This window comes from Maledivibacter sp. (assembly GCA_025210375.1).
In the GTDB taxonomy this organism is placed as follows: Bacteria; Bacillota; Clostridia; order Peptostreptococcales; family Caminicellaceae; genus JAOASB01.
Genome location: JAOASB010000022.1, coordinates 1 through 22,010 on the forward strand (window position 1 = coordinate 1; position 22,010 = coordinate 22,010).

At 30.4% G+C, this 22,010-nt stretch carries 24 protein-coding genes; 14 read left to right on the forward strand and 10 right to left on the reverse strand.

The window, feature by feature from the left end:
- The 3 genes from N4A68_06850 to N4A68_06860 form a co-directional block, all read right to left on the reverse strand.
- Nucleotides 1-242, reverse strand: a 242-nt coding sequence (locus N4A68_06850; protein ID MCT4564023.1) for a hypothetical protein, incomplete at its 3' end; no start/stop codon positions are given.
- Between the two features lie 65 nt (nt 243-307).
- A complete protein-coding gene (locus tag N4A68_06855) occupies nt 308-571 on the reverse strand; it encodes a hypothetical protein (protein ID MCT4564024.1) in 264 nt (87 codons plus the stop codon).
- Nucleotides 572-580: 9 nt separating this feature from the next.
- Nucleotides 581-1,144, reverse strand: coding sequence for a hypothetical protein (locus tag N4A68_06860; GenBank protein MCT4564025.1), 564 nt, complete (start codon nt 1,142-1,144; stop codon nt 581-583).
- 201 nt (nt 1,145-1,345) lie between these two features.
- On the opposite strand from N4A68_06860, the gene N4A68_06865 reads away from it, so the two are divergent.
- On the forward strand, nt 1,346-2,173 hold the full coding sequence (locus N4A68_06865; GenBank protein MCT4564026.1) for a DNA adenine methylase: 828 nt from the start codon (nt 1,346-1,348) through the stop codon (nt 2,171-2,173).
- Nucleotides 2,174-2,203: 30 nt separating this feature from the next.
- Complete coding sequence (locus N4A68_06870; GenBank protein MCT4564027.1) at nt 2,204-2,617, forward strand: hypothetical protein; 414 nt, start codon at nt 2,204-2,206, stop codon at nt 2,615-2,617.
- 82 nt (nt 2,618-2,699) lie between these two features.
- Here N4A68_06870 and lexA read toward each other — a convergent pair whose 3' ends face one another.
- Nucleotides 2,700-3,326: a transcriptional repressor LexA gene (lexA, locus tag N4A68_06875; protein ID MCT4564028.1), complete on the reverse strand. Its 627-nt coding sequence runs from the start codon at nt 3,324-3,326 to the stop codon at nt 2,700-2,702.
- 1,038 nt (nt 3,327-4,364) lie between these two features.
- Here lexA and N4A68_06880 point away from each other — a divergent pair.
- The gene (locus tag N4A68_06880) at nt 4,365-5,081 is read left to right on the forward strand and encodes a hypothetical protein (protein ID MCT4564029.1); all 717 of its coding nucleotides are present in this window, start codon (nt 4,365-4,367) and stop codon (nt 5,079-5,081) included.
- Nucleotides 5,082-5,322: 241 nt separating this feature from the next.
- Here N4A68_06880 and N4A68_06885 read toward each other — a convergent pair whose 3' ends face one another.
- A complete protein-coding gene (locus N4A68_06885; GenBank protein MCT4564030.1) occupies nt 5,323-5,955 on the reverse strand; it encodes a recombinase family protein in 633 nt (210 codons plus the stop codon).
- Between the two features lie 452 nt (nt 5,956-6,407).
- Between N4A68_06885 and N4A68_06890 the strand changes: the two genes are divergently transcribed.
- Both N4A68_06890 and N4A68_06895 read left to right on the forward strand, forming a co-directional pair.
- Nucleotides 6,408-9,500, forward strand: coding sequence for a hypothetical protein (locus N4A68_06890; GenBank protein MCT4564031.1), 3,093 nt, complete (start codon nt 6,408-6,410; stop codon nt 9,498-9,500).
- Between the two features lie 16 nt (nt 9,501-9,516).
- A complete protein-coding gene (locus N4A68_06895; GenBank protein MCT4564032.1) occupies nt 9,517-11,019 on the forward strand; it encodes a hypothetical protein in 1,503 nt (500 codons plus the stop codon).
- 326 nt (nt 11,020-11,345) lie between these two features.
- On the opposite strand, the gene N4A68_06900 is transcribed toward N4A68_06895, so the two are convergent.
- The 3 genes from N4A68_06900 to N4A68_06910 form a co-directional block, all read right to left on the reverse strand.
- On the reverse strand, nt 11,346-11,522 hold the full coding sequence (locus N4A68_06900; protein MCT4564033.1) for a hypothetical protein: 177 nt from the start codon (nt 11,520-11,522) through the stop codon (nt 11,346-11,348).
- 57 nt (nt 11,523-11,579) lie between these two features.
- Nucleotides 11,580-12,800, reverse strand: a complete 1,221-nt coding sequence (locus N4A68_06905) for an IS256 family transposase (GenBank protein ID MCT4564034.1) — start codon at nt 12,798-12,800, stop codon at nt 11,580-11,582.
- Between the two features lie 452 nt (nt 12,801-13,252).
- On the reverse strand, nt 13,253-14,317 hold the full coding sequence (locus tag N4A68_06910; GenBank protein ID MCT4564035.1) for a hypothetical protein: 1,065 nt from the start codon (nt 14,315-14,317) through the stop codon (nt 13,253-13,255).
- Nucleotides 14,318-14,430: 113 nt separating this feature from the next.
- Here N4A68_06910 and N4A68_06915 point away from each other — a divergent pair, with 113 nt between their 5' ends.
- The 3 genes from N4A68_06915 to tnpA all read left to right on the forward strand — a co-directional run bounded on the left by N4A68_06915 (nt 14,431) and on the right by tnpA (nt 16,370).
- On the forward strand, nt 14,431-14,979 hold the full coding sequence (locus N4A68_06915; GenBank protein ID MCT4564036.1) for a hypothetical protein: 549 nt from the start codon (nt 14,431-14,433) through the stop codon (nt 14,977-14,979).
- 160 nt (nt 14,980-15,139) lie between these two features.
- A complete protein-coding gene (locus N4A68_06920) occupies nt 15,140-15,715 on the forward strand; it encodes a transposase (protein ID MCT4564037.1) in 576 nt (191 codons plus the stop codon).
- A 178-nt stretch (nt 15,716-15,893) separates the two neighbouring features.
- A complete protein-coding gene (tnpA, locus tag N4A68_06925; protein MCT4564038.1) occupies nt 15,894-16,370 on the forward strand; it encodes an IS200/IS605 family transposase in 477 nt (158 codons plus the stop codon).
- A 324-nt stretch (nt 16,371-16,694) separates the two neighbouring features.
- Here tnpA and N4A68_06930 read toward each other — a convergent pair whose 3' ends face one another.
- Complete coding sequence (locus tag N4A68_06930; protein ID MCT4564039.1) at nt 16,695-17,261, reverse strand: helix-turn-helix domain-containing protein; 567 nt, start codon at nt 17,259-17,261, stop codon at nt 16,695-16,697.
- Between the two features lie 340 nt (nt 17,262-17,601).
- Between N4A68_06930 and N4A68_06935 the strand changes: the two genes are divergently transcribed.
- From N4A68_06935 to N4A68_06955, 5 genes are all read left to right on the forward strand, one after another.
- Nucleotides 17,602-17,760 (forward strand): hypothetical protein, encoded by a 159-nt coding sequence (locus N4A68_06935; protein MCT4564040.1) that lies wholly within the window; start codon nt 17,602-17,604, stop codon nt 17,758-17,760.
- A gap of 171 nt (nt 17,761-17,931) precedes the next feature.
- On the forward strand, nt 17,932-18,150 hold the full coding sequence (locus tag N4A68_06940; protein MCT4564041.1) for a transposase: 219 nt from the start codon (nt 17,932-17,934) through the stop codon (nt 18,148-18,150).
- Nucleotides 18,151-18,185: 35 nt separating this feature from the next.
- A complete protein-coding gene (locus tag N4A68_06945; protein MCT4564042.1) occupies nt 18,186-18,296 on the forward strand; it encodes an IS110 family transposase in 111 nt (36 codons plus the stop codon).
- A gap of 370 nt (nt 18,297-18,666) precedes the next feature.
- The gene (locus N4A68_06950) at nt 18,667-19,104 is read left to right on the forward strand and encodes a hypothetical protein (protein ID MCT4564043.1); all 438 of its coding nucleotides are present in this window, start codon (nt 18,667-18,669) and stop codon (nt 19,102-19,104) included.
- A gap of 142 nt (nt 19,105-19,246) precedes the next feature.
- A complete protein-coding gene (locus tag N4A68_06955; GenBank protein ID MCT4564044.1) occupies nt 19,247-20,851 on the forward strand; it encodes a stalk domain-containing protein in 1,605 nt (534 codons plus the stop codon).
- Nucleotides 20,852-20,963: 112 nt separating this feature from the next.
- Here the strand turns inward: N4A68_06955 and N4A68_06960 are convergent, their stop codons facing one another.
- Nucleotides 20,964-21,500 (reverse strand): helix-turn-helix domain-containing protein, encoded by a 537-nt coding sequence (locus tag N4A68_06960; protein MCT4564045.1) that lies wholly within the window; start codon nt 21,498-21,500, stop codon nt 20,964-20,966.
- On the opposite strand from N4A68_06960, the gene N4A68_06965 reads away from it, so the two are divergent.
- On the forward strand, nt 21,416-21,907 hold the full coding sequence (locus tag N4A68_06965; GenBank protein MCT4564046.1) for an ATP-binding protein: 492 nt from the start codon (nt 21,416-21,418) through the stop codon (nt 21,905-21,907). The two genes, N4A68_06960 and N4A68_06965, sit on opposite strands and share 85 nt — an antisense overlap.
- Nucleotides 21,908-22,010 lie beyond the last annotated feature (103 nt).

The window sequence follows — 22,010 nt, forward strand, 5'->3', positions numbered from 1 at the left end:
AGCATGTCATTTAGAAGGGCTCTAGCTGCATTAAGATTATATTGTAAATGTTCCTTTTCATCACTATTGTTTTGTAGAGCTATTGATTTTTTAATAGTAGATAACTTTTCTCGTATTGTGGCAACTTGATTAGTGAGATTGCTTAATTCACATACAAGATAACTATCTGTTTCATCGGTTCCTAGAGTTTTAATTAAATTTCTAATAGTATTATAATGCTTCAAGCAAATTGTATTTTCCATGTTGACACTCCTAACTATATAATATATATCCTTTGATATATTATACTTCAAATGAAATTGATAGACTATATCTTATACAGCAGCCATTTGCAGCTGTCGACCTCAAATTTCAATTCAAAGGTTTTTTCTATTCCATTAATATAACTTTGACATCTGAATACATGCATCTTATTTCCTGCAAGCTTCTCCACGTCCCTAGTAATTATTCTATCTACCTTTATTACTGCATTAGATTCATCATCGGTTACAATCCTAAACTTAATAGGATTGGGAATTCCATCCTTGGTAAACCACGCAATCATGTCTACAGGTAAAGCAACAATCTTCATACTAACCTCCTATAAAATGCTAGTCATAAGTGGATAATCTTCATGGACTCCACCAGTCATATTTCTTATTCCTAAATGTAAAAAAACAGCTCTTGTAATGGATTTTGATCCATACCTCATTCTTATATCATCGATAGTATTATCAAGGAGTCTATATTTTTCTTTATACTTACTATCAAAGATTGAAATTTGGTAAGACTCATTAGTTATAAGACCCGAAAGACGTATACCTAAATGTCTTAAGGGCGTACCATCCCAGGACTCATCGAAAATATTCTTTAAAACTTTAAATATTTCATTAGTACAGTCTGTAGCCGAAAATAGCTTGCGTTGATGAGAATAGCTATTGAATTCATGGGTTTTTGCCTTAACAGAAATCAATGTACACATATTTCCTGAGTCCCTTAGCCTCATGGTCGTCATTTCTGTTAGCGAAAGTAAAATTAAATGAGCTGTTTCTTTGTTATCAACGTCAAAGGCCATGGTTGTTGAATTTCCTAGTCCCTTAATAATCATATGATTTGAAGACCTGACGCTAGAATCTTCAATTTCATTAGCATATTTCCAGATCATTTCTCCATGACTTTATATAAAACAATATGACAATCTTGTAGCATCTAGTCACTCCTTTTTTAAATAAGTTATATACATTATAAACGAACACTTGTTCGTTTTCGATGTATCATTTTGAAATTTTTTCTAGTACAATATATATAGCTGGTGTTCCGACAAAAGACATATATAACATAGAGTAACATGGGATGAGGTGAAAATATGACTAATTTTAAAATGCTAAAACCTCCTATACCGAGGCTTGGTGGAAAATCAAGGCTAAGAAAACAAGTGTTAAGTATGCTACCAAAACATGATTGCTATGTAGAACCATTTTTTGGCGTGGGATGGGTCTACTTTGGAAAAAGTCATTCAAAGGTAGAAGTAGTAAATGATGTTGATGGAGAATTAATCAATTTATTTAAAATGATCAAGCATCATGCAGAGGAAATTGAAAGGGTAATGTATTATGAGATAAGTAGTAGAGATAGATTCAATGAATATAAATATGCTGATATAACAAGTATGACTGAAATTCAAAGGGCGGTAAGGTATATGTATTTAGTATCACAAAGCTATGGAGCAAAAGGTGGTAGTTTTGGATACGGAACCAACACAAGGCCTTCTCCGCAAATTTTTAATACAGAGATTCTAATAGAGCTCAAAAGACGTTTACGTAATACATATGTTGAAAACCTAGATTATAAAGTGATATTTGAAAAATATGATAGACAGTGGACCGTTTTCTTTTGTGATCCACCGTACCTGGAAACAGATATAAAGTTTTCAGTGGATTGTAAAATTAATTTTGATAAAGATGAACATGTAAAGCTATCTAATATCCTAAAAAATATAAAGGGTAAATTCTTACTTACAATTAATGATCATCCTTTTATCAGAGAGTTATATGAGGGTTTTAATATTATTGAAACTAAGGTCAATTATTCTGTGGCCAAGAAAAGTGAGAGCCGGAAAAAATATAATGAGCTGATTATAACCAACTATGACACAAGTTGTAGCAATCAACAAATTCAACAAGTGGCTGCTTAACAATGAAAAAAGTATGTCCATATTTGGCATATGAAGGAGGAGAACCAAATAGAAGATAAAGTCATTAAAAACATTAGAGTTGTTGATGAGACAATAGCTTCAGGATTGAAAATAGATGTTATTATTAAGGAAAATAATAAAGCTAATATAAAGTATAATGTAAATGATTGCATAAAAGATTCTTATGATTGTAGCATTGATGGACTGGAAAGCTTAATTATAGAGCTTATAAGGAATGTTAGACTAACTAGTAGTAATCAAGATATAGCTATTGAGAGAGTTCTAGAAAGATTAAGGGGATGTAAGTTATTTATATGGAGTAGAGAATTAGGGGAAATAGTTAAGTATGATAGGGGATGGTATTTAAGTCCTAGGGAAGAATTTGAAGAAATCTTTAATGATGTATTGAACTTGTTAGAAAATTCACCTAAAAGGTTCGATTAAAGAATTAGATTAATAAATTTAAAATGATTGGCATATAAAAAGAGTAAGTTAAGTAATTAGCTTGCTCTTTTTATATGCCTGCTTATAGTTTTCTAAATACACCTTTTACCAATCCTAATAGTGTCACTTCAGGTAATATGATTGGTTGCATAGAAGAATTTTTAGGTTGTAGCCTTATATAGTGAGAATCTTTGAAGAATCTTTTCACAGTAGCTGAGCCATTTATATGGGCTGCAACAATATCTCCATTGTCTGCAAAGCTTTGCTGTTTTACCAAAACATAATCGTTATCTAAAATACCAGCTTCAAGCATACTATTGTCTTGTATTTTTAATAAGAAATGCGTACCCGACTCAATAAAGTCTATAGGAACAGGAAAGGTTGTTTCTATATTTTCAACTGCTAATATTGGAATGATGTCTACAACATTTTTAACAACAGGAATTTGTATATAAGTTTCATTAATTACATTTAACATATAAGAATCATCTGTTTTGATTGAGCTTAAGGATCTAGGTTTATAGTCTTCTTTGGTAAGATATCCCTTTTTTACAAGCCTTGTTAAATGCCCATGAACAGTTGAAGTGGAACTTAAGCCAACGGCTTTACAAATTTCCCGAACTGTAGGAGGATAGCCTTTTTTAGTGAATTCAGATTCAATGAAGCCTAAAATATCCGTTTGTCTTTCAGTAAGTTTAGTACGATGCATTAGAAATACCTCCGATTAAGTATACTTTTTAAATTATACCATAAATACTTTAAAATACGAACGTACATTCTAAATGTTGATATTTTGTGCCTTTATTAAGGAATATTCTCCTTTATCTTATAATATGGCATGATAAGAAAATTCATATTTTGATTTGGTATATTAAGGAGGCTGGTTAATATGAGAAAGAGCGTAAAAATAGGAAGGAATGATCCATGTATTGTGGTAGTGGGAAAAAATATAATAATGATAGGCAAGTTTAAACCTGTCTTCAATTATTAAAATATATCCGACTTGTAAGTTTAATGATGAAGAGATTGCTTGTAGAATAAGCATTTTTAGCAATGGTAATAACAGCTTCTTATCGGATAGCGTAATTTAAAATAGTCTATAAGGGAATGCAGTATATTACAAAAAATGAAAGCTCTTCGTATCATAAAGAGCTCTCTTAATATGCTATAATAATATTATCCTTTCTTTCGAAAGGAGGTGACTATATTTGACATCGAACAAAAGAAAAAACTACATATTGGAGCTTATAACAGCTATAGCGTCGTTAATAATGGCATTAGCTGCATTGATTTCAGCTCTAAGGTAGGAAAAAAGCAGGTGCTGCAACACCTGCTTTTTTCATTAGTAACTATTTTGCATCGAACAAAAGTATCTATTTATAATATACCATATTATTTGACATTTATTCAATAAGATTTGACATATAGCAAATTAAATGAATTATTCAAAATTATATTAAGCAATTAGCAACATAAAAATATTCAAATGATTATATACCAATTTTTATTATTTAAGGAATTATAATATAATAATTAATGTAAATGTATTCATTGAGTAAGGATGAATAATTCGATTTTTTGATTAGTTTTGCTTTTCTTATTAATAAGGGTTATGGATATGTTCAGTAGCATAGAGTATACTCAGTATAGCAATAATCGGCATTTAAATAAATAAACACTTAATTCATGAGTATGGTGTATATTGTAGTTATCGGAAAATATAAATTAAGTAAATGAGGGATATATTATGAGTAATAAAATAAAGATGACAAGATTGGGTTTAGAATATAAAGATTGCAATAACAAAATTAAGATTAATAAAAGATGGTTTTTAATTATACCTTTAATCTTCATTATAGTGGTCTTACTCTGTATGAATGTTGAAACATACTGGCGTTCAGTATATATGAATTTATGTTATTTTGAGGCTACTATAGGTACTAGTATTAGTTCTATTGCATCATTTTGGGGTGGAGCTTTAGGAGGTATAATTTCAGGGTTCTTATCTATTATAGGAATTATGTTTACGATTAGTTACTATCGTAAATCTGATGCGGAAAATAAAATAATTGAAAATAGGCCTTTTCTAAATCTAAATATTACTGAAAGTACAGACAATATAGATATAATATGCGATTTAGGTAAGGGTGATAATAAAGTACCCGTACTAATTGAAATAGAGAATATAGGAAAGAATTTTGCAAGAACTCTAACATATAACAATGGAACTAATTTTGGTGGATATGCATTTAATCATATTATTAAAGCTAATATGAAACTGAATAAGACTTATTTAGTAAATGTTTATTTAAATGAAAGTAGAGAGCAGACTTTGTACTTAACATTCTTTGATTGTTTTATGAATGAGTATAAGCAGGGTTTTGTTTTTAAATGTAATGACGATAATGAAGTTGTAAATATTGAAGCTGAATTCCCCCAGAAAATTGGTGTAGCTTTTAAGTAATAATATAGCCCAAAACATCCGATATCAAAGTAGTTTTCAACACAAACTTTTAAACCGTTCTTGCTAAGTTAAGGATGACTTATTGGTAGGCAAAATTAATGCCAAACCCTATTGAATGCTTACGTTGGGAACTCTGGGAACGGTAGTGCAATTTGATCTGACTATTATCCATAGCAACTAAAATTAAATATACTAACTATAATGAAAAAAGGAATTGCTATGAGGCCAGAGAAAGTTGTTATTACAGACTTTTTCTGGCCCCGTATTCGTTCATTATTTTATAAAATGTATTTTTTTTAACGTCTAACATATTCATAAATTTAACCCCTGTAATCTCTTTATTTTTCCATTTAGCATAATTATTCTTTAATATATTGATTTGACTTTTACTTAAAGTATCCAAAGCTATTCTAGGCCTGCCAAGGTGTTTGCCTTGGGCCTTGGCCAAAGCTATGCCTTCAGATTGTCTTTGTCTAATCTTCTTTCGCTCTTGGTCAGCTACATAAGAAAGTAAGCTTAAAAACTGATCCTCCATAAGCTTCCCTAGATCACCCATATCTCTAAACTTTCTGCTATCAAATAAAGTTTTATTTTCTAGTATGATTATATCTGCACCTAAATTCCTAGTTATTTCTTTCCATTCCTTAATAATCCCATCATAATTTCTACCAAGTCTATCAAGGGCATCTATATATATTAAATCACCTTCCCGAATGATATTTTTCATAGCTATATAGTTAGGCCTGTCAAAATTTGCTCCACTTTGCTTATCGATAAAAATAAATCTATCTTCAATTTCTAGATGTTTCATTTTTTCTAATTGCCTATTTTCATTTTGATCTTTAGAGCTGACTCTTATATATCCAATTTTCATAAGTCTTCACACACCTTTATAAAATGTAAAATTCGTATAGCTATATTTTAACAAAAACGGTGATAAAGGTATATAGGAATTAATAAACGTTTATATATAAAAAATATGATATTTATAAACTGAGATAGAAGGCACTTTTACATATGTCCTAAAAGTATACCTTTCTAAACAATGGCTTAAAATACGTTGATCAAAACTCGTAATGCAGATGTAAGAAGAACATTGCAAAGCCGTATGAGGAAAAACTTAACGTATGGTTTGATGAGGAAATGATGGAAGACAATAAATCAAATCCATCATCTTACCCTACAATAATTGCATTTTGAATATTGTATTATAAATAGCAACAATATGTTGAAAAAATGTATAATATACAAAAAATTGTAACTAGAATCATTATATGATAAAATTTAACTTGAATTCTAAAAGATTACTTTAACGGGAGGGCGATAATGAAAAAATTATTTATATGTATACTTATGATGATAGTATTAGCATCTATCTTTATCTGGTCAACATATGCTGAAGAAGATATTTTATCTGATAATGTTACGATTCAGTGGTCCAAAATAATTTCTAGTGGTGAAGGTTGGTTTGAACCTCGGTGTATACAGGAATTGAGTGGTGGAGGATATATGATTGCTGGGTCTACAAGTTCAGACGGCGGTAATGTTGATAAGTTGAAAAAGGATAATATTGTGGTTGCAAAGCTATCAGCAGAAGGTAAGCTTGAATGGGAAAAACTATATGGTGGTAGTGATTATGATAATGTTGAAATAATTAAGGAAACAAGTGATGAGGGATATGTTTTTATAGGTACCACATCTTCAAATGATGGAGATGTTTCTGGTAATCATGGCTCAACTGATATTTGGCTAGTTAAAATTTCAAGTAAAGGAAACATACAATGGCAGAAATGTTTTGGTGGTAGTAATCCAGAGGCTATGGGTGATGAAGAAGATAATTATGGGGGCTTAATATTAACTGATGATGGAGGGTACATAATTTTAGCAAGTACACAATCAAACGATGGAGATGTTTCTGACAATGATGAAGGCAATAGCAATTGGATGGCAAAAGTATCAAATAATGGTAAACTCGAATGGACAAAGTGTATAAATGGACGTGAGCGTATTAGCATTACAGATATTAAGACTGTAAATGATGGAGGATATATAATTTGTGGTGAAAAGTATTCTCCTTCTAGTGGAGAAGATCGTTATGATGCCTGCGTATTAAAGCTGTCTAAGCAAGGTGATATTGAATGGCAAAAGACTTATGGTGGTAGTAACTCTGATGGAGCTAGTAACATTTATCCGACGGAAGATGGTGGGTACTTATTTTCAGGATATACTGATTCAAATGACAGAGATGTTTCAGGTAATCATGGAGCAAGAGATATTTGGATAGTTAAATTATTTCAGAAAGGAAATATTGAGTGGCAAAAGTGCCTTGGTACACAAGAAACTGAATTCACATCATTTATGGACAAAACGGAAGATGATGGATATATTCTATCGTGTGGTTTTGGGGAAGGAGAAAACTGGTGGAATGTTAGTGAAGGAAATACTGACATTTCAATATTAAAGATTTCTAGTAAGGGTAATCTTCAATGGTCTAAAAATTTTGGAGGAAATGGGCATGAGTTATATTCATATGTAAAGCAAGTTAAAGATGGTGGATATATTGTTAGTTGTGAGACTAGATCAGATAGTTTACCTGGATACCCTGATCATCAAGGATGGTCAGAGGCATGGGTATTAAAGTTAAAGGACGATAACGATTATTCAAATAGTGCAGTAGATGAAGTACTAGGAGAAAGTACAGAAGATGTTCCATCTGCAGTAATATATAATAATGAATTTGTTTTAACTAATGTAGTAAATGAATCCATTAATAAGAATGAGTTGTATGATGAGATTTATATAGAAATAGATGGAGTAAATATCACAAATGAAACAAAAATAAAGTTCGGTAACATTTTGTCAAGTGACGTCAAGGCGATTAGTGATACAAAGCTAAAAGCTAAACTTCCTAAAGAAATTGAGCCGGGAGTATATGATGTAATTGGAATTAATAATGAGGGACAAACTTCAGTACTTGATAATGCTTTCACTATTTACGAATCTTTAACATTAACTTCAATTAAGGTAGGAAATTTAGATATTGAAGCTAATATAATAACGAAAATAGATGATGAAAAATTCTTAGCCAGAGGCAATGTAAAAATAAACAATTTTTTAAGAACACCAGGAGAACTAGAAATTCATGCATATAGTTTAGTTAAAGATAGTGAATATAGAACAGGTGATATAAAAGGTGATAATAAGCTGTATGTTTCTTTAAATGGCAATAATGATAGTTTTATCCATAGAGTATTGAGTTATAAAGAAATAAATATATCAAAAGGTAATTTTTTTATTGATGCGTCAAGTAGCAATAAAAGTTTTTTTAAAAAAACTGGATTGTGTAATATAGACTTAGGAGTTTTTAAACTTGAAGCAGGAACGATATGCGTACTAAAAAATGAGATTAATTTAACAATTGGAAAGTTTGCATTTGGTAATTTATTAGGAGATTTTGAAAAGAATAATTCTGTTAAGGGAAAGTTCTTCCCGATTATTGATGAAGTAAAAATGAAGATAACAGTAAATGATGTTCTATGTAAAGCCAACTTTGGAATTGACTTTATAGGTGATAGCATCAAGTTACCGTTATTAAAATCCGCTACTCCTAGTAATCTGACTTTAGAGATTGATACTATAAGTGAAAATAAAAATTTTATGCTTAAAGGAGACTGTGGAATTTCATTATTTAATAAAGTTAAAAAGAATAATTCATCTTTCAGTATATTTTATAAGGCTTATAGTAAAGATTTAAGATATCCTGATGAAATAGGTGTAAAACTTGGTTTAGGTAATAATTCTATACCACTTCACCCTTCAAAACTTGTCTATCTGAAAGGTTTTGGTGGAGGAGCTAGTCAGTTATATGAAATGGTCAAGAATAATAATCTTAGAGGTATAAAAATAAATGCAGCTTGCGATATTGGTATTGGTCTAAATGCTTTAAAACTTCCTTTAGTTGGAGATGTTGATATTATTGGACTGGAAGATTTAAAAGGCAGTGCGAAACTAGATTTTAAGAATTTATCAATAGAGGGTAAATTAAAACTGTTAGGGTTTAATTTAGCTGATGGCTCCATGGAATATGATTGTTGCAATGGATTTACGGCAAAAGCAAATGGTGAGATAGAACTTGCTCTTATTTTAGTTGAGTTTGGAACCAAAGGAGATATGTTATTTTCAGTTACTAATGATGGACTTTTAGCTGAAAATAATTCAGAAGTATATATTAATAAATTATGGACTAGTGAAAAGTATAGTGGTGATGGTAACTCTAAATTTATCTTTAATAAAGATGTCACTGTGTTTGTTTTGACAGCTAGAGGAAATAATGATGCTATGAGTATTAGAGTCGCTTTAGATAATGAAGGAAATATACTCAATTTATTTAAGAAAGTTAAGGTTGAAATAGATTTCTAAGAAAGGAAAATAAATAATGAAAAAATACATTGCATTTATTTTGTTAATTGTTTTTATTTTTTCTGACTTTACAGTATATGGAAGTGAGAAAAAAGTTGATTTAGAAATCAAAGATAAGATGAAAAACTCTCTTTTCTTAATTACATGGCAAAATGATAGTGAGGCATTGGTTGAATTGACAACACCTAATGGAGAAACATTAAATGCTGAAAATTTAAAAGAAAGATATAAATTATATGAAAAATGTATCGCTATTTTTATAAATACTCCTGAAATTGGGAATTGGAAATTTAAAATTAGTGGTGAAAATCTTGGCAAGGTATCAATTGAGGTGAGTGAAATCACTGAATTAATAGAAATTGAAGATTTTAATATTTTAACTGAAGATAATAGAAATAGCTATAAATTTGAATGGAATATAAAAAATACAAAGAAAGAATTTACTATTTCTTTGTATGCTGATATTGACAACAAAGGATATGATGGTACAAAAATTATCAGTTTTAGTGGTGATGTTAGTGGAAGCAAAAACATTAAAATTGATAACTTAAGTTATGGAGAATATTACTTTTATATGAAAGCAGAGTCTAGTAATAAAGCAGTTGATTATATGTACTATGATAAACCATTATTAGTAAATAGTCCAAATGCACCAGAAAAAGTAGAAAATATTAAGATGATGTTTGATAATAATCAGCTAAACATTGTTTGGGATAAATCAAAAGATCCAAATATAAAATCTTATAGAATAATGTTATTCAAAAAAGAAAATAGTAGACCTTTTTTCTTTGAAGACATAAATGATATAGGCTACAATTATTCATATTATGATGAAGAAGATATGGAAGTTGCTGTTGCTGCAATTAGTAATGAAGGTATTAGAGGAAAATATGATAAAAAATCAGTGGATATTAAAAACTATAAAACTCTAGAAGCAAAAATAGGATTTCCCAAAGTAGAAATATTGAATACCAAAAAAATTATCTTGCCTATTGATTTTGTAGATGATTGCAGAGCAAGTTTATTAGTAAATGATATAATTATTATGAAAGATATTTCAGAAACCAATACTTTCTTAGTCAATTTAGTAGAAGGAGTAAATAATGTAAATGTTATTCTGGAAGATGATAGTGGAAACAAAAAATATTATGATAAAAAGTATTTTGTAGATACTTATCCTCCTCAGTTAAATTTAAGCAAGGATTATGATAACATACAAACTAAATCTGATAATATAATAATCTCAGGTGCTTTAGAACCTAATGCAAAGCTATATATAAATGGAAGAGAAATAGATATACCCCATAATAGAACTTTTGACTATAAAATGGATTTGTTAGACAAAGAAAACAAGCTTAATATAAGAGCAGTTGATTTAGCAGGAAATGAAGTGATATATAATGGAGTGATATATAAAGCTAATGGCACAAACTATTTTATGATAATTTTATTAGGGGGCTTACTACTAACTTTAATACTGGCATTTTATTTTATTAAAAAACAGCCTAAAATTAAATAAAGTAAAAATATTTGTACTGATGATGTAAATCGTTAAATAGAAGCAATCTATGGATCAATTCATTTTTTGGTTTGAATAGAGGGTGTAAATAAATCTGTGTCCGAAGGAAGATGTATCCTGACTGACAATAGATAACTGACAAGAATAAATAGAATTTTAATATATAAAGTTGTTTATATATTTGCCAAAGTTATAGATTTTATACATAAAATTGAATAATTTTGGCAATAATTTTTATAATAGGGTGAATTTTATCTTAAACCATTATTACGATAAGGAATACTAGCTTTATGCAGTCTAAATTTTAGATTTTTTAGGTGTGGTTTTTAAATTTTATTACTAATTACTTTCCTTATCTGTTCATAAATATCTTGTTCAGAGTATTCAAATATGTGTCCATCATCATCTGTTATAGGGGAACCATACTGTGTTAACAATTGATGTTTTAGGGTATTTGAGATAGAGATTCCCCTACTACCAAGATATTTTTTCGTAAGCAACATATGTAATACCTCCATTTTAAGCCTAAAATAAAAGGCTGGATTAAAGATTTAAAGCTTTTATTTTACATAGGGAGATAATCTCTCGCTGTAGAAAATCATTAGTTGATTAAGGACTACATCCCAGTTCCTATATCTCAATGTCCACTTTCTCATTATGTTCTGGCTAGCTAAATAGAGCATCTTTTCTAGTGACTGATCAGATGGGAAAACGGACTTTGTTTTTGTTACCTTCCTAAATTGACGATGAAGTCCTTCTATTATGTTAGTAGTGTACATAATTCTTCTAATCTCTAAAGGAAATTTGAAGAAAGGTGATAAAATATCCCAATTTGACTCCCAACTCTTGATAGCATAAGGATATTTCTTACCCCATTTTTCCTCAAGCTCCATTAACTTTTCATAAGCACTTTCTTCATTAACAGCAGTATATACTTCTTTAAAATCCTTAGAGAATGACTTTCTATCCTTGTAATTAACATATTTAAATGAATAGCGAAGCTGGTGTATTATGCATCTTTGAATTTCTGACTTAGGAAATGAAGCCTGGATTGCTTCCTTTATTCCGGTTAGGCCATCTACACTAAATATTAATACGTCCTTAACACCTCGATTTTTAAGCTCATTTAAGATTCCTAGCCAAAACTTTGAAGATTCGCTTTCACCTATCCAAATTCCTAAAATATCCTTTATTCCATCCATAGTTATTCCTAGAACCACATATGCTGCTTTACTCTTTATCTGACCATCTTCTCTAACCTTATAGTGTACAGCATCCATGAATACGAAGGGGTAAATAGTTTCTAGAGTTCTATTTTGCCACTCCTTTATCTGGGGTAAAATTCTATCTGTTATTTTACTTACCATTTCTGCTGACATTTCAATACCATATATGTCTTGTAATTGATCATGAATATCTCTAGTAGACATACCCCTGGCATAAAGGGATATTACCTTATCTTCAATACCTGAAGTATCTCTTTTGTTCTTTGGAACAACTGTAGGTTCAAATTCTCCATTTCGGTCCCTTGGAACTTCTATTTCCATTTCTCCAAACTTAGTTTTAACTGTCTTTTCACCATAACCATTTCTACAGTTATCTGTCTTTTTGTTTTTTCTATCTCCCTTTTCGTAACCTAAGTTAGTTTCTAATTCTGCTTCTAACATTTCTTGCAGGGTATCTTTAAATAAATCTTTTAGATATGAATGTAGGTCTCCTGCTGTTTTTAAATTTCCTCCCGAAATCATTTCTCTTAATACTTTTTTTGGTACTGTACTCATACAAAAACTCCTCTCTGGTTTTATTTGTTAATTATTGCCAGAAAGGAGCTTTTATTTTCATTCAAACACAGATTTTTTTACATTCCCTTTGAATAATCCTATTTTATAGTCTGATAAAACTTAGGAATTTATCAAGGTTAAAATGCACTGACTACTCCGCTCACGACGGATTCTCAAATTTTATAGATTGGCTAGTTGATGGGATTATGTAAAATTATGGCTGACTATTAAATCACAGATTTAGATAAAACCACGAGTCTACAGTTTTTAGCTTATAAATTCCGCATTTTTATATCCGTAAACGTTTGCTCTTGCCTTGGTGATAGAAGCATATAAAAAACAAAGTAGACCTCATTATTAAAATCTACTTTGTCCTTGGTTACAGCTTTACTAGTATTGATTCATATAGTAAGTTTTGGATGTCAACTCTAAAAGAATAATATAATTCTAAATTAATATGTCTTTATACTGTTTAATGAAACTTGATCTGATTCATCATATTTAGTAGAAGAACTTGGAGAAAATCCTACTGAACCAATTCCAATGCTAGGGTTTAGTTTGTATCCTTTTGTGACATGACCATATTTTGCTACCATGAAGAAATAATTACCCTCATCAACATGTCTTTTAACATTACCAATTACTATATATGCTCTACCGTAACATTTATTTGCAGTAGGAAGATCAATAGAAGCGGAGAGACCATGTCCTTCTGGATCAGCATCAATCATATTATCAACACTGCTCCATTTATTCATAAAATAAGCTTTCATAGATGCATCATAATCATAGTAATCTGTTATACCAACATGTACACCTGTATGAGATAAAGCCATAACGTCTCGACTAAAAGTGTACGGCATATCAGACCAACTAAAATCCATTCCCAGTTTCTTTTTTATTTTTGTGCTAGTAGACATGTCATATGCATTTATTCCGAATCTCAAAACGCCTGAATCAAAATGCTCTGTAACTGTTGTACCACCTGATTTTTTGGTTTTGAAATTACTTAAGGAACTTTCTTCTTTTTTCCCATTTGTAATTTTATATACAGAAATATTTCTTTGTTTGCTAATATTTTCTAGATTGTTTACTATACCTTCTATAAATGTTTCTTTATTCTGAAAATATTTTTTTTCTTCTTGTTTTGAAATAGGTATCATTGCTGAGTATATGCTTCCATTTTCAAGTTTTTCACAAGAATATGAATCGCTGTTCGAATTATTATCTTTTTTATATAGAACTAAATATATTGTATCTTCACTGCTTCCTATGAACTTGTAATTATTTTTTACTATTTCTTTTATTTCTTTATTTGACAGATACTTAATACGTTCTTCAGGAAAACCTAGTGATTTTAGCTTGTTTAAAGTAGAGGGATTTAAGTTTGAAATTTTTTCGTTTAAATGTTTTTCTAGGATATCGTCTCTAACAAAACTAGGTGTTTCAGCAAATGATGTAAATGAAACTAATAGCATGGAAAAAACGATAATCAATGATAAAATTTTGTGTTTCATAAAACTCACTCCTTTTTTAAAAAATGTAATATCATCCATAAACTTACTGTAAAATAATAACATAATATGATATATTAATCAAGTGTACTAAAAATATCAAAAGGAGAATTTTTATGATGAAATATTTTTCTGCAAAAAAATTAAATATTTTAATATTATTTTTCGTGTTTGTCATGGTTTTTGATATGTTTATTAATTTTTTTCAAACAAGAACACCTGAAAGTGCACTGGAATATGAATTTGCAAGTGATTCTACACCTTTTAACTTAAAAACGGTCTTAAATACAATTGACATTAATTCTAATTCTAAATTCATCTTTTATAGAAATTATAGAAATAATTTGTCACATGCTTTTGTGTTAAAGAAATGGAATAAAACATGGGAAGTTATTTCAATTAGGGGGCAAGTACCTATAAAGTCTAAAGATCAAAATATTAGCTTTTTTAAACACACATTAATATTCAATAAAAATAAGAAGCTTCATATTTATGGTGGGATTATATATAACAAAAAAATAAATAGAATTTTTATAGATGAGAAACCAGCCAAAATAATTCAAAATGAAGATAATATTAGAATTTGGTATATAGAAACCAATAAAAAAATTACTAGTGATGAAATAAAAATATATGATTCTTTAGGTAATCAAATTAGTTTATAAATTTAAAACTTGCAAACTATATAAGCTAAATAATACTAGATAAAGTCATTATCGGTATTGTCAAGACAGTATTACAAAGTGCATAATCTCCATCTTGGCCATCACAAATTTGTATTCCTAATTTTCAATTGACAAATACAACAGGAACGCTTTTAAAAAAATGTCGGAGATATTGGAAACTGTAGAGTCCTCTGATGACTGTATTCTTTACCCTCAGGATGAAACTTATATTAGAACCGAATCCAATAACAGACGAATTTGGAGCCCCATTGGGGTATCCCCTATATTAGAACGTAATGCTACTCATAATGGAATCAATGCCATTGGAGCCACTGAAGTTTTAAAGAACTTTGATACTGTCATAGATATTTATCATTCACAAAAATCAATAACCTCCGTTGAAATAAAAGCTTTTCTAGAACATTTATTAGAAATAAATCCAGGGAAAAAGGTATATCTGGTCTGGGATGATGCACGTACCCATACTAGCACAATGATTCAACAATATCTTAAAGTCAATGAAAAGCGCTTAATTACTATCAATTCACCTAAATATTCTCTTGGTATGAATCACCAGGAAAATCTCTGGAATAGATTGAAAGCTCTTTTGTTTAGACCTTCTGCAAGATGTTGTATTGAAGAACTTATGGCTGATATTTTTGATATTTATTGCGAATTTAATTCTAGTATTAATGGAGTTTATTTACTAACCTATGCCAAAAGTTTCTTGGTATAGATTAAGTTTTAACTTGGGATATCTATAGATATCCCAAGTTAATGATTGTGTAAATGTAAACCCCCTGTTCTACAGGGGGTTCCAAAGAGCTTTAGCTTTGAGCAAAAAAAAATAAAACCTCCTTTGGTAAAATATATGTAGGTTCGCCAACCAATAAATTACAAAGGAGGTATCCGAAATGGATAAAAACAGTTTAGCACATACAAAATGGAATTGCAAATATCACATAGTGTTTGCACCAAAATACAGAAGACAAGTTATATATGGGAAAATAAAAGTTGATATAGGGAAAATACTGAGAAAGTTATGTGAGCAAAAAGGAGTAGAAATATTAGAAGCAACAGCATGTCCAGACCATATACATATGGTACTAGCCATACCACCAAAGTATAGTGTATCAAGTATAATGGGCTACTTAAAAGGAAAGAGTTCATTGATGATATTTGATAGGCACGCAAACCTTAAATATAAATATGGAAATAGACATTTTTGGTGTAGAGGATACTATGTTGATACAGTGGGAAGAAATGAAAAAGCAATAAGAGAATATGTGAAGAATCAATTACAAGAAGATATAGCGAATGACCAAATAAGTATAAAAGAATATGTTGACCCGTTTACGGGTGAGCAAGTAAACAAAGGCAAGAAAAAATAAATAAGCTGCTTTAGCAGCAGCCAGTAGAATCAATGCAGTTGGCGAACCATTCAAAGAGCCTTAAGGCTCAAGCATGTAACATGCCCTTATAGGGCTGAGCAAACTACCCGCTGAGCGGGTAGTTTTGATTAATTTATATATCATTGTAGACCTTGAAATCAAGCCAAAAATTTTAATGTGTATATTAATTATTAAGTGGGAATCTCTATAGTTTCCTATTTTCAAAAATTTATTTTTGCTATTGTTGTTTGAAATCTTTTCTATAATGAATTTTAATATTGAATACCAGAAAATGCTCATAGTTAAGTATTTTTATGGATTAATTTAAAGTTTTCTATTTATTAGACCTGACTCGTAAAGAGCTTTTATAATTTCCAAGGTCTTTTTAGGAGTCAAACCCATACTTTGTAATTTCTTATGAAGTTCTATATACTGTTCTCCGATGGTTTGTAGTTCTTCATCTTTTGAAAATATAATTTCCTTTCTATCAGTTCTTCCAAGAAGGTAATCTATACTAACATCAAAAAAATCAGCAATTATATAAAGCGTTTCAACACTTGGAAAGGACTTTCCTTGCTCATAATAGGAAATATTGCTAGGTGATACGTTTATTACGCCAGATAACTCAGGTTGATTTAATAGTTTATCTTTTCTTAACTCTCGTAATCTATTGCCAAATACAGTTTTATCAATATCTTTATGCCCTATTAGATATTCTGTTTTTACGTTAAAATACTTAGCGATCTTATTTAACAGTTTATATGTAGGGGGTCTCATGTCTTTCTCAAAAAAGTATATGTTAGCTTCATTTACAGATAAGAATTCAGCTAATTCAGCTTGAGTAAGACCTTTTCCTTCCCTTAAGGCTTGAAGTTTATCACCAAATTTCATATATCACATCTCCTCGTATAATAAATTTAAGTTATAAATTTTCTTCTATTGACTTGGATATTGAACCCTATTCCTAGGTGATAGAAATATGGAATTAGGATCTATCTGGATTAAGGCTATCATCTCCTGCAGCAAGACTCTGTCTCCCAACTTACGGTTGTACTGTAAACTTAAAAGCTATATCTCTTGCCTGTCATACCTAATGTTAGCAGCTTCGGAGCAGCTTATGATAGGCAGGTATTGAATACTCATAAGCGAGGTTGTTGCCATCCTGTTGGTAACTAGGGATAGGTTTCAGTATCCAAGCCGTTACAAATTCATAGAAAGGAGGGGCCTATCCATGAAATTGTTTGTTGGTATTGATGTTAGTTCTGAAAAACTTGACACTTGTTTTCTCAATAGTGAAGATCATATTTTGCTTGAAATTTCACTTCAAAATAATATTGTTGGTGCTGGTGAAATTAAAGATAATATTATTAGGTTTACTGAACACATCTAGTGCGATCGCATCATTGTTGGTATAGAAGCCACTTCTGTTTACAGTTTTCATTCTTCAACTTCCTTAGCAGAAGATGCTGAACTGGGGTCTTTAGGAATCGAAGTTTTTGTCATGAAAGCCATTAGAGACTCTTATCGCTTAGGAAAAGTCATGTAGGATTCCATCGATGTTGTGTTGGCCTCATACGTTATGATGATCAAAACTATAAAAAAGCAGATTAAAGAATTTGATAAAGTCATTCAGAAACTGTTTGAGATTCTTCCCGAATCTAAATCATTGCCAGGTATCGGACCAGTTTATGCTACTGGCATCATGGCTAAAATTGGTCAAATTAAATGCTTTGAAAACGAAGCTAAAATTGCCAAATATGATGGTGTTTACTGTAAATGAAAAAATATATAAATTTTAAATCTGAAAGAACTACCATGACCAAAACGGGGAATCATTACCTTCGTTATTACTTGATTGAAGCTACCAATTCAGTTATGCGAAATGAACCGGTTTATAGAGAATACTATCTCAAAAAGTATCATTAATTTCCCAAACATCAACATAGAAGAGATCTCGTCATTACCGCAAGAAAATTTGTGCGCATGGGGGATGTGCTGCTAGGCAATCACCAACTTTATGCACCGGAAAGGAGTGTATAATATCGAATAAACTTCGATACGTAATCCTTTCGTTTTAAGCCTAATTTGCCTTAGATTTATTAAGTGACTCTTTTTTTAGCAAATTTTTTCATGAATCCAGTAAAAAATTACCTGTTTCCATCTTGACTTATTACCACAAGTCTTTCGTATAGGGATATTTTATCAAATATAGGAAAAATAGAGAAGGAATATATCAAAATATGTAGAATATATTATTTGGATGTTGTCTGAAAATATATGTACAAAGGTGAGTGCTATGAAACAAAGTTTGTCTGATGAGTATTTAATAGAATGTTTAAAGACGTATATAAAAAAGAATAATGAAGTTCCTACTAGAAAAAAATTCACAAAATATAACAAGCAAGTGGCAAATGCAATAGGAAATAGATGGGGCTGGAATGAAGGAATAAGAAAAACGGGTTTTGAGCCTAAAAATATTCACGTAAAACTTTACAAACAGTTTTATAGAGTAGATATTAATACCATGCTTGAGATGACAAAATTAGTAATCAATGAATTCTTATCTGAAAACAAAAGACTACCAAAGTCAAGAGAGTTTGAGAAGCTAGACATGCCATATTTTAGGTTCTATTACGAGAAATATAGATGTACTTATACTGAATTTCTAATTGAAATATGTGGTTATGATGAGGAATTTCTAAGTTGTATTAGCAAAAACAAAGCTAATACATAAAGTGAAGTTAGTATTTTTCTTATGATAGTTTGAATGAGTATATAGGGTGGTAGTTAAAATAAAACTTGTCATTCTAAAGGGTGTTATGTAAAATGATAGATGGATATACAATAATTACTTTGACAACGATGGGGGAATAGAAATGAAAAAAAGAATATCAATTATGTTAACTGTTATTTTAGTACTTTCTTTATTTGTACCAACTTATGCAAAAGAGCCAGTAAAGGTTTCTGTAGATGGCAAGATATTAGAGTTTGATGTACCACCTACGATTATTGAGGGTACAACGTTAGTGCCTGTAAGAGCAATATTTGAATCTCTTGGGGTTACAGTAGGATGGGATAATGAAACTAGGACTGTTATTGGTGAAAAAGATAATCTAAGAATTGAATTACCAATAGACAGCAAATTTGCTAAAAAAGGAAATGAACAAATCGAATTAGATGTTCCAGCGACTATTGTAAATGAAAGCACAATGGTTCCAGCCAAATTTATAGCAGAATCAGTTGGAGCAAAGGTGACTTGGGATAATGATACAAGAACTGTTGTTATTGTATCATCAGTAGGTCCTCAGGTAAAAGTACATTTTATAGATGTTGGACAAGGTGATGCAATACTAATAGAATATGAAAAGTTTCATGCATTGATTGATGCAGGCGATAACAATGCAGAAGAGACAGTGGTTAATTACTTAAAAGAAAATAATGTAGACGACTTAGAGCTTTTTGTAGCTACACATTCACATGCTGATCATATTGGCGGTGCTGATGCTGTATTAAATGCATATGATGCTGAATTTATAGTTGATTGTGATTGGATTGATGAATCAAAAACTTTTGAAGATTATAAAAATGCTATGATAAAAGATTCTTCTGATGGAAAGACGATATATAGAAATAATGATAGTGATATCAGTATTTCTATTAATCCTGATGGTTCACAACCTACATATACTGAAAATGAAGATATGACTATCAAGATTATAGGAAATCAAATAAACGACGATTCTAATAATAGTAGTACAGTTGTACTATTAGACGTTGGAGATATAGAATTTTTATTTACAGGTGACTTAGAAGAACAAGGGGAAAAGGCACTATTAGATAAATTGTCTGATGTAGAAGTATTAAAGGTAGGACACCATGGTTCAAGAACTGCTACAGCTCTAGAGTTTTTAAATAAAGTCAAGCCTGAAGTAGCAGTTATATCGGCAGGAGAAAATAATAAGTATGGACATCCTCATGCTGAAACTCTTGAAAAATTGCAAAATAAAAATGTAGAGATATACGGAACTTGGATATCTGGGGATATAGTAGTAACAACAGATGGAAATACATATAAGGTAAGCACGGATGAGGAGATATCAACTACTAATGCAGAACCAACTACTAATGCAGAACCAACTACTAAAGTACCTTCTATTAATAAAGAAGAAACTGTAGCGGTTAGTCAAAACTCAGATGTAGTAATTGAGAGTATTGATCTAGATGGAGAAATTGTAAAAATAAAAAATAATGGAACAAATGATATAGATATATCTGGATGGAAGCTAGTTAGTGTTAAAGGAAATCAAACATATAATATACCTAGTGGAACGATTATTAAAGCCGGAGCTACTTTAACGATTGCTAGTGGTAAAAAAGCTACAGGGGATTTAAAATGGAGTGGAGCGTACATTTGGAATAATGATGGAGATCCAGGAGTATTATATGATAAAGCTGGTAATGAAGTTTCTAGATTTGAATAGTTGAAAGAGAATTAGACCAGGGTAGACCTGGTCTTTTACTCTAATTGCTTAAAATATTATATACTATACTATATAAAATTAGTAATATATGGTAAAAAATCGTGTTTCTTCTTTATAATAAAGATTTATAGTCAATTGCTGCATATATTAATTTGAGTGTCTCAGAATTACCTTTAATATTGCCATCCTCATAGTCTTTAATTGTTGACTTATGAAGATTACATATATGGGCTAATTCTTCTTGGGAAAGGCCTTTTATCAACCTATATTTTTTAATTATTTGACCTGGCGTATCTTCGGACATGCCATCAATTCTTAATAATTCCCTTGGGGAGGTGTTTAAGCTTTTACATAATTTCCTTACTGTTGACATGTTAGGAAAAGATGAATCAGTTTCTACATTATATAGAGTAGTTTCAGTTAAGCCAGATTTTATGGCCAATTCTTTTTTATTCATTTTATATTTCTTTCTAAGTTTAGTAACACGCTGACCAAGAGTAGTTTCTGGAAGGTTTTCATAGTCATTTAACGTACATTCAATTCTAAAAGTTTTGTATTTTGCTAATGCAAGCTTGTCCCTGTGGTTATTATAATGATCCCAAAAATGAATGCAGCTGTACACCCTATCAAGTAAGAAAGTATTTGTCAAAGATATCTGGGCCCCTTTTAGATCGCATTGATATGCATATAGAGGTATTCCCGGTTGAATATAAGGACCTAGTTGGTAAAACTAAGAATAGAAGCTCAAGGGAAATTAAGGGAAATGTAGACAAAGCCAGGAAGGTACAAATGAATAGATATGTAAAGGAAAGAATAAGATGTAATTCACAGCTTTCTCCAAAGCTTATAAAGAAATACTGTAGGCTAGGGGAGCAGGAGAATAATTTACTTGAAACAGCTTTCAAAAAGTTGAGATTAAGTGCCCGGTCATATAGTAAGATAATTAAACTAAGCAGAACAATTGCTGACCTAGATAACAGTAAAGATATTGAATTAAAACATTTAACGGAATCAATTCAATATAGGAGCTTGGATAAAAGTTTTTGGAATGTCTAAAGACATATATATAGGAGAAGTCACATATGTTTTCATATAGGTCTTTATCTTAACAAAGAAAGCATAAAACAGGTTTATAAACGAAACTTATAATAAAAAAGAC

Excerpts from the sequence above, each read along its gene's own strand:
- N4A68_06855 (MCT4564024.1), bottom strand. The coding sequence starts at position 571 with ATGAAGATTGTTGCTTTACCTGTAGACATGATTGCGTGGTTTACCAAG.
- N4A68_06860 (MCT4564025.1), bottom strand. The coding sequence starts at position 1,144 with ATGATCTGGAAATATGCTAATGAAATTGAAGATTCTAGCGTCAGGTCT.
- N4A68_06865 (MCT4564026.1), top strand. The coding sequence starts at position 1,346 with ATGACTAATTTTAAAATGCTAAAACCTCCTATACCGAGGCTTGGTGGA.
- N4A68_06870 (MCT4564027.1), top strand. The coding sequence starts at position 2,204 with ATGAAGGAGGAGAACCAAATAGAAGATAAAGTCATTAAAAACATTAGA.
- lexA (MCT4564028.1), bottom strand. The coding sequence starts at position 3,326 with ATGCATCGTACTAAACTTACTGAAAGACAAACGGATATTTTAGGCTTC.
- N4A68_06880 (MCT4564029.1), top strand. The coding sequence starts at position 4,365 with ATGAGTAATAAAATAAAGATGACAAGATTGGGTTTAGAATATAAAGAT.
- N4A68_06885 (MCT4564030.1), bottom strand. The coding sequence starts at position 5,955 with ATGAAAATTGGATATATAAGAGTCAGCTCTAAAGATCAAAATGAAAAT.
- N4A68_06890 (MCT4564031.1), top strand. The coding sequence starts at position 6,408 with ATGAAAAAATTATTTATATGTATACTTATGATGATAGTATTAGCATCT.
- N4A68_06895 (MCT4564032.1), top strand. The coding sequence starts at position 9,517 with ATGAAAAAATACATTGCATTTATTTTGTTAATTGTTTTTATTTTTTCT.
- N4A68_06900 (MCT4564033.1), bottom strand. The coding sequence starts at position 11,522 with ATGTTGCTTACGAAAAAATATCTTGGTAGTAGGGGAATCTCTATCTCA.
- N4A68_06905 (MCT4564034.1), bottom strand. The coding sequence starts at position 12,800 with ATGAGTACAGTACCAAAAAAAGTATTAAGAGAAATGATTTCGGGAGGA.
- N4A68_06910 (MCT4564035.1), bottom strand. The coding sequence starts at position 14,317 with ATGAAACACAAAATTTTATCATTGATTATCGTTTTTTCCATGCTATTA.
- N4A68_06915 (MCT4564036.1), top strand. The coding sequence starts at position 14,431 with ATGATGAAATATTTTTCTGCAAAAAAATTAAATATTTTAATATTATTT.
- N4A68_06920 (MCT4564037.1), top strand. The coding sequence starts at position 15,140 with ATGTCGGAGATATTGGAAACTGTAGAGTCCTCTGATGACTGTATTCTT.
- tnpA (MCT4564038.1), top strand. The coding sequence starts at position 15,894 with ATGGATAAAAACAGTTTAGCACATACAAAATGGAATTGCAAATATCAC.
- N4A68_06930 (MCT4564039.1), bottom strand. The coding sequence starts at position 17,261 with ATGAAATTTGGTGATAAACTTCAAGCCTTAAGGGAAGGAAAAGGTCTT.
- N4A68_06935 (MCT4564040.1), top strand. The coding sequence starts at position 17,602 with ATGAAATTGTTTGTTGGTATTGATGTTAGTTCTGAAAAACTTGACACT.
- N4A68_06945 (MCT4564042.1), top strand. The coding sequence starts at position 18,186 with ATGACCAAAACGGGGAATCATTACCTTCGTTATTACTTGATTGAAGCT.
- N4A68_06950 (MCT4564043.1), top strand. The coding sequence starts at position 18,667 with ATGAAACAAAGTTTGTCTGATGAGTATTTAATAGAATGTTTAAAGACG.
- N4A68_06955 (MCT4564044.1), top strand. The coding sequence starts at position 19,247 with ATGAAAAAAAGAATATCAATTATGTTAACTGTTATTTTAGTACTTTCT.
- N4A68_06965 (MCT4564046.1), top strand. The coding sequence starts at position 21,416 with ATGCAAGCTTGTCCCTGTGGTTATTATAATGATCCCAAAAATGAATGC.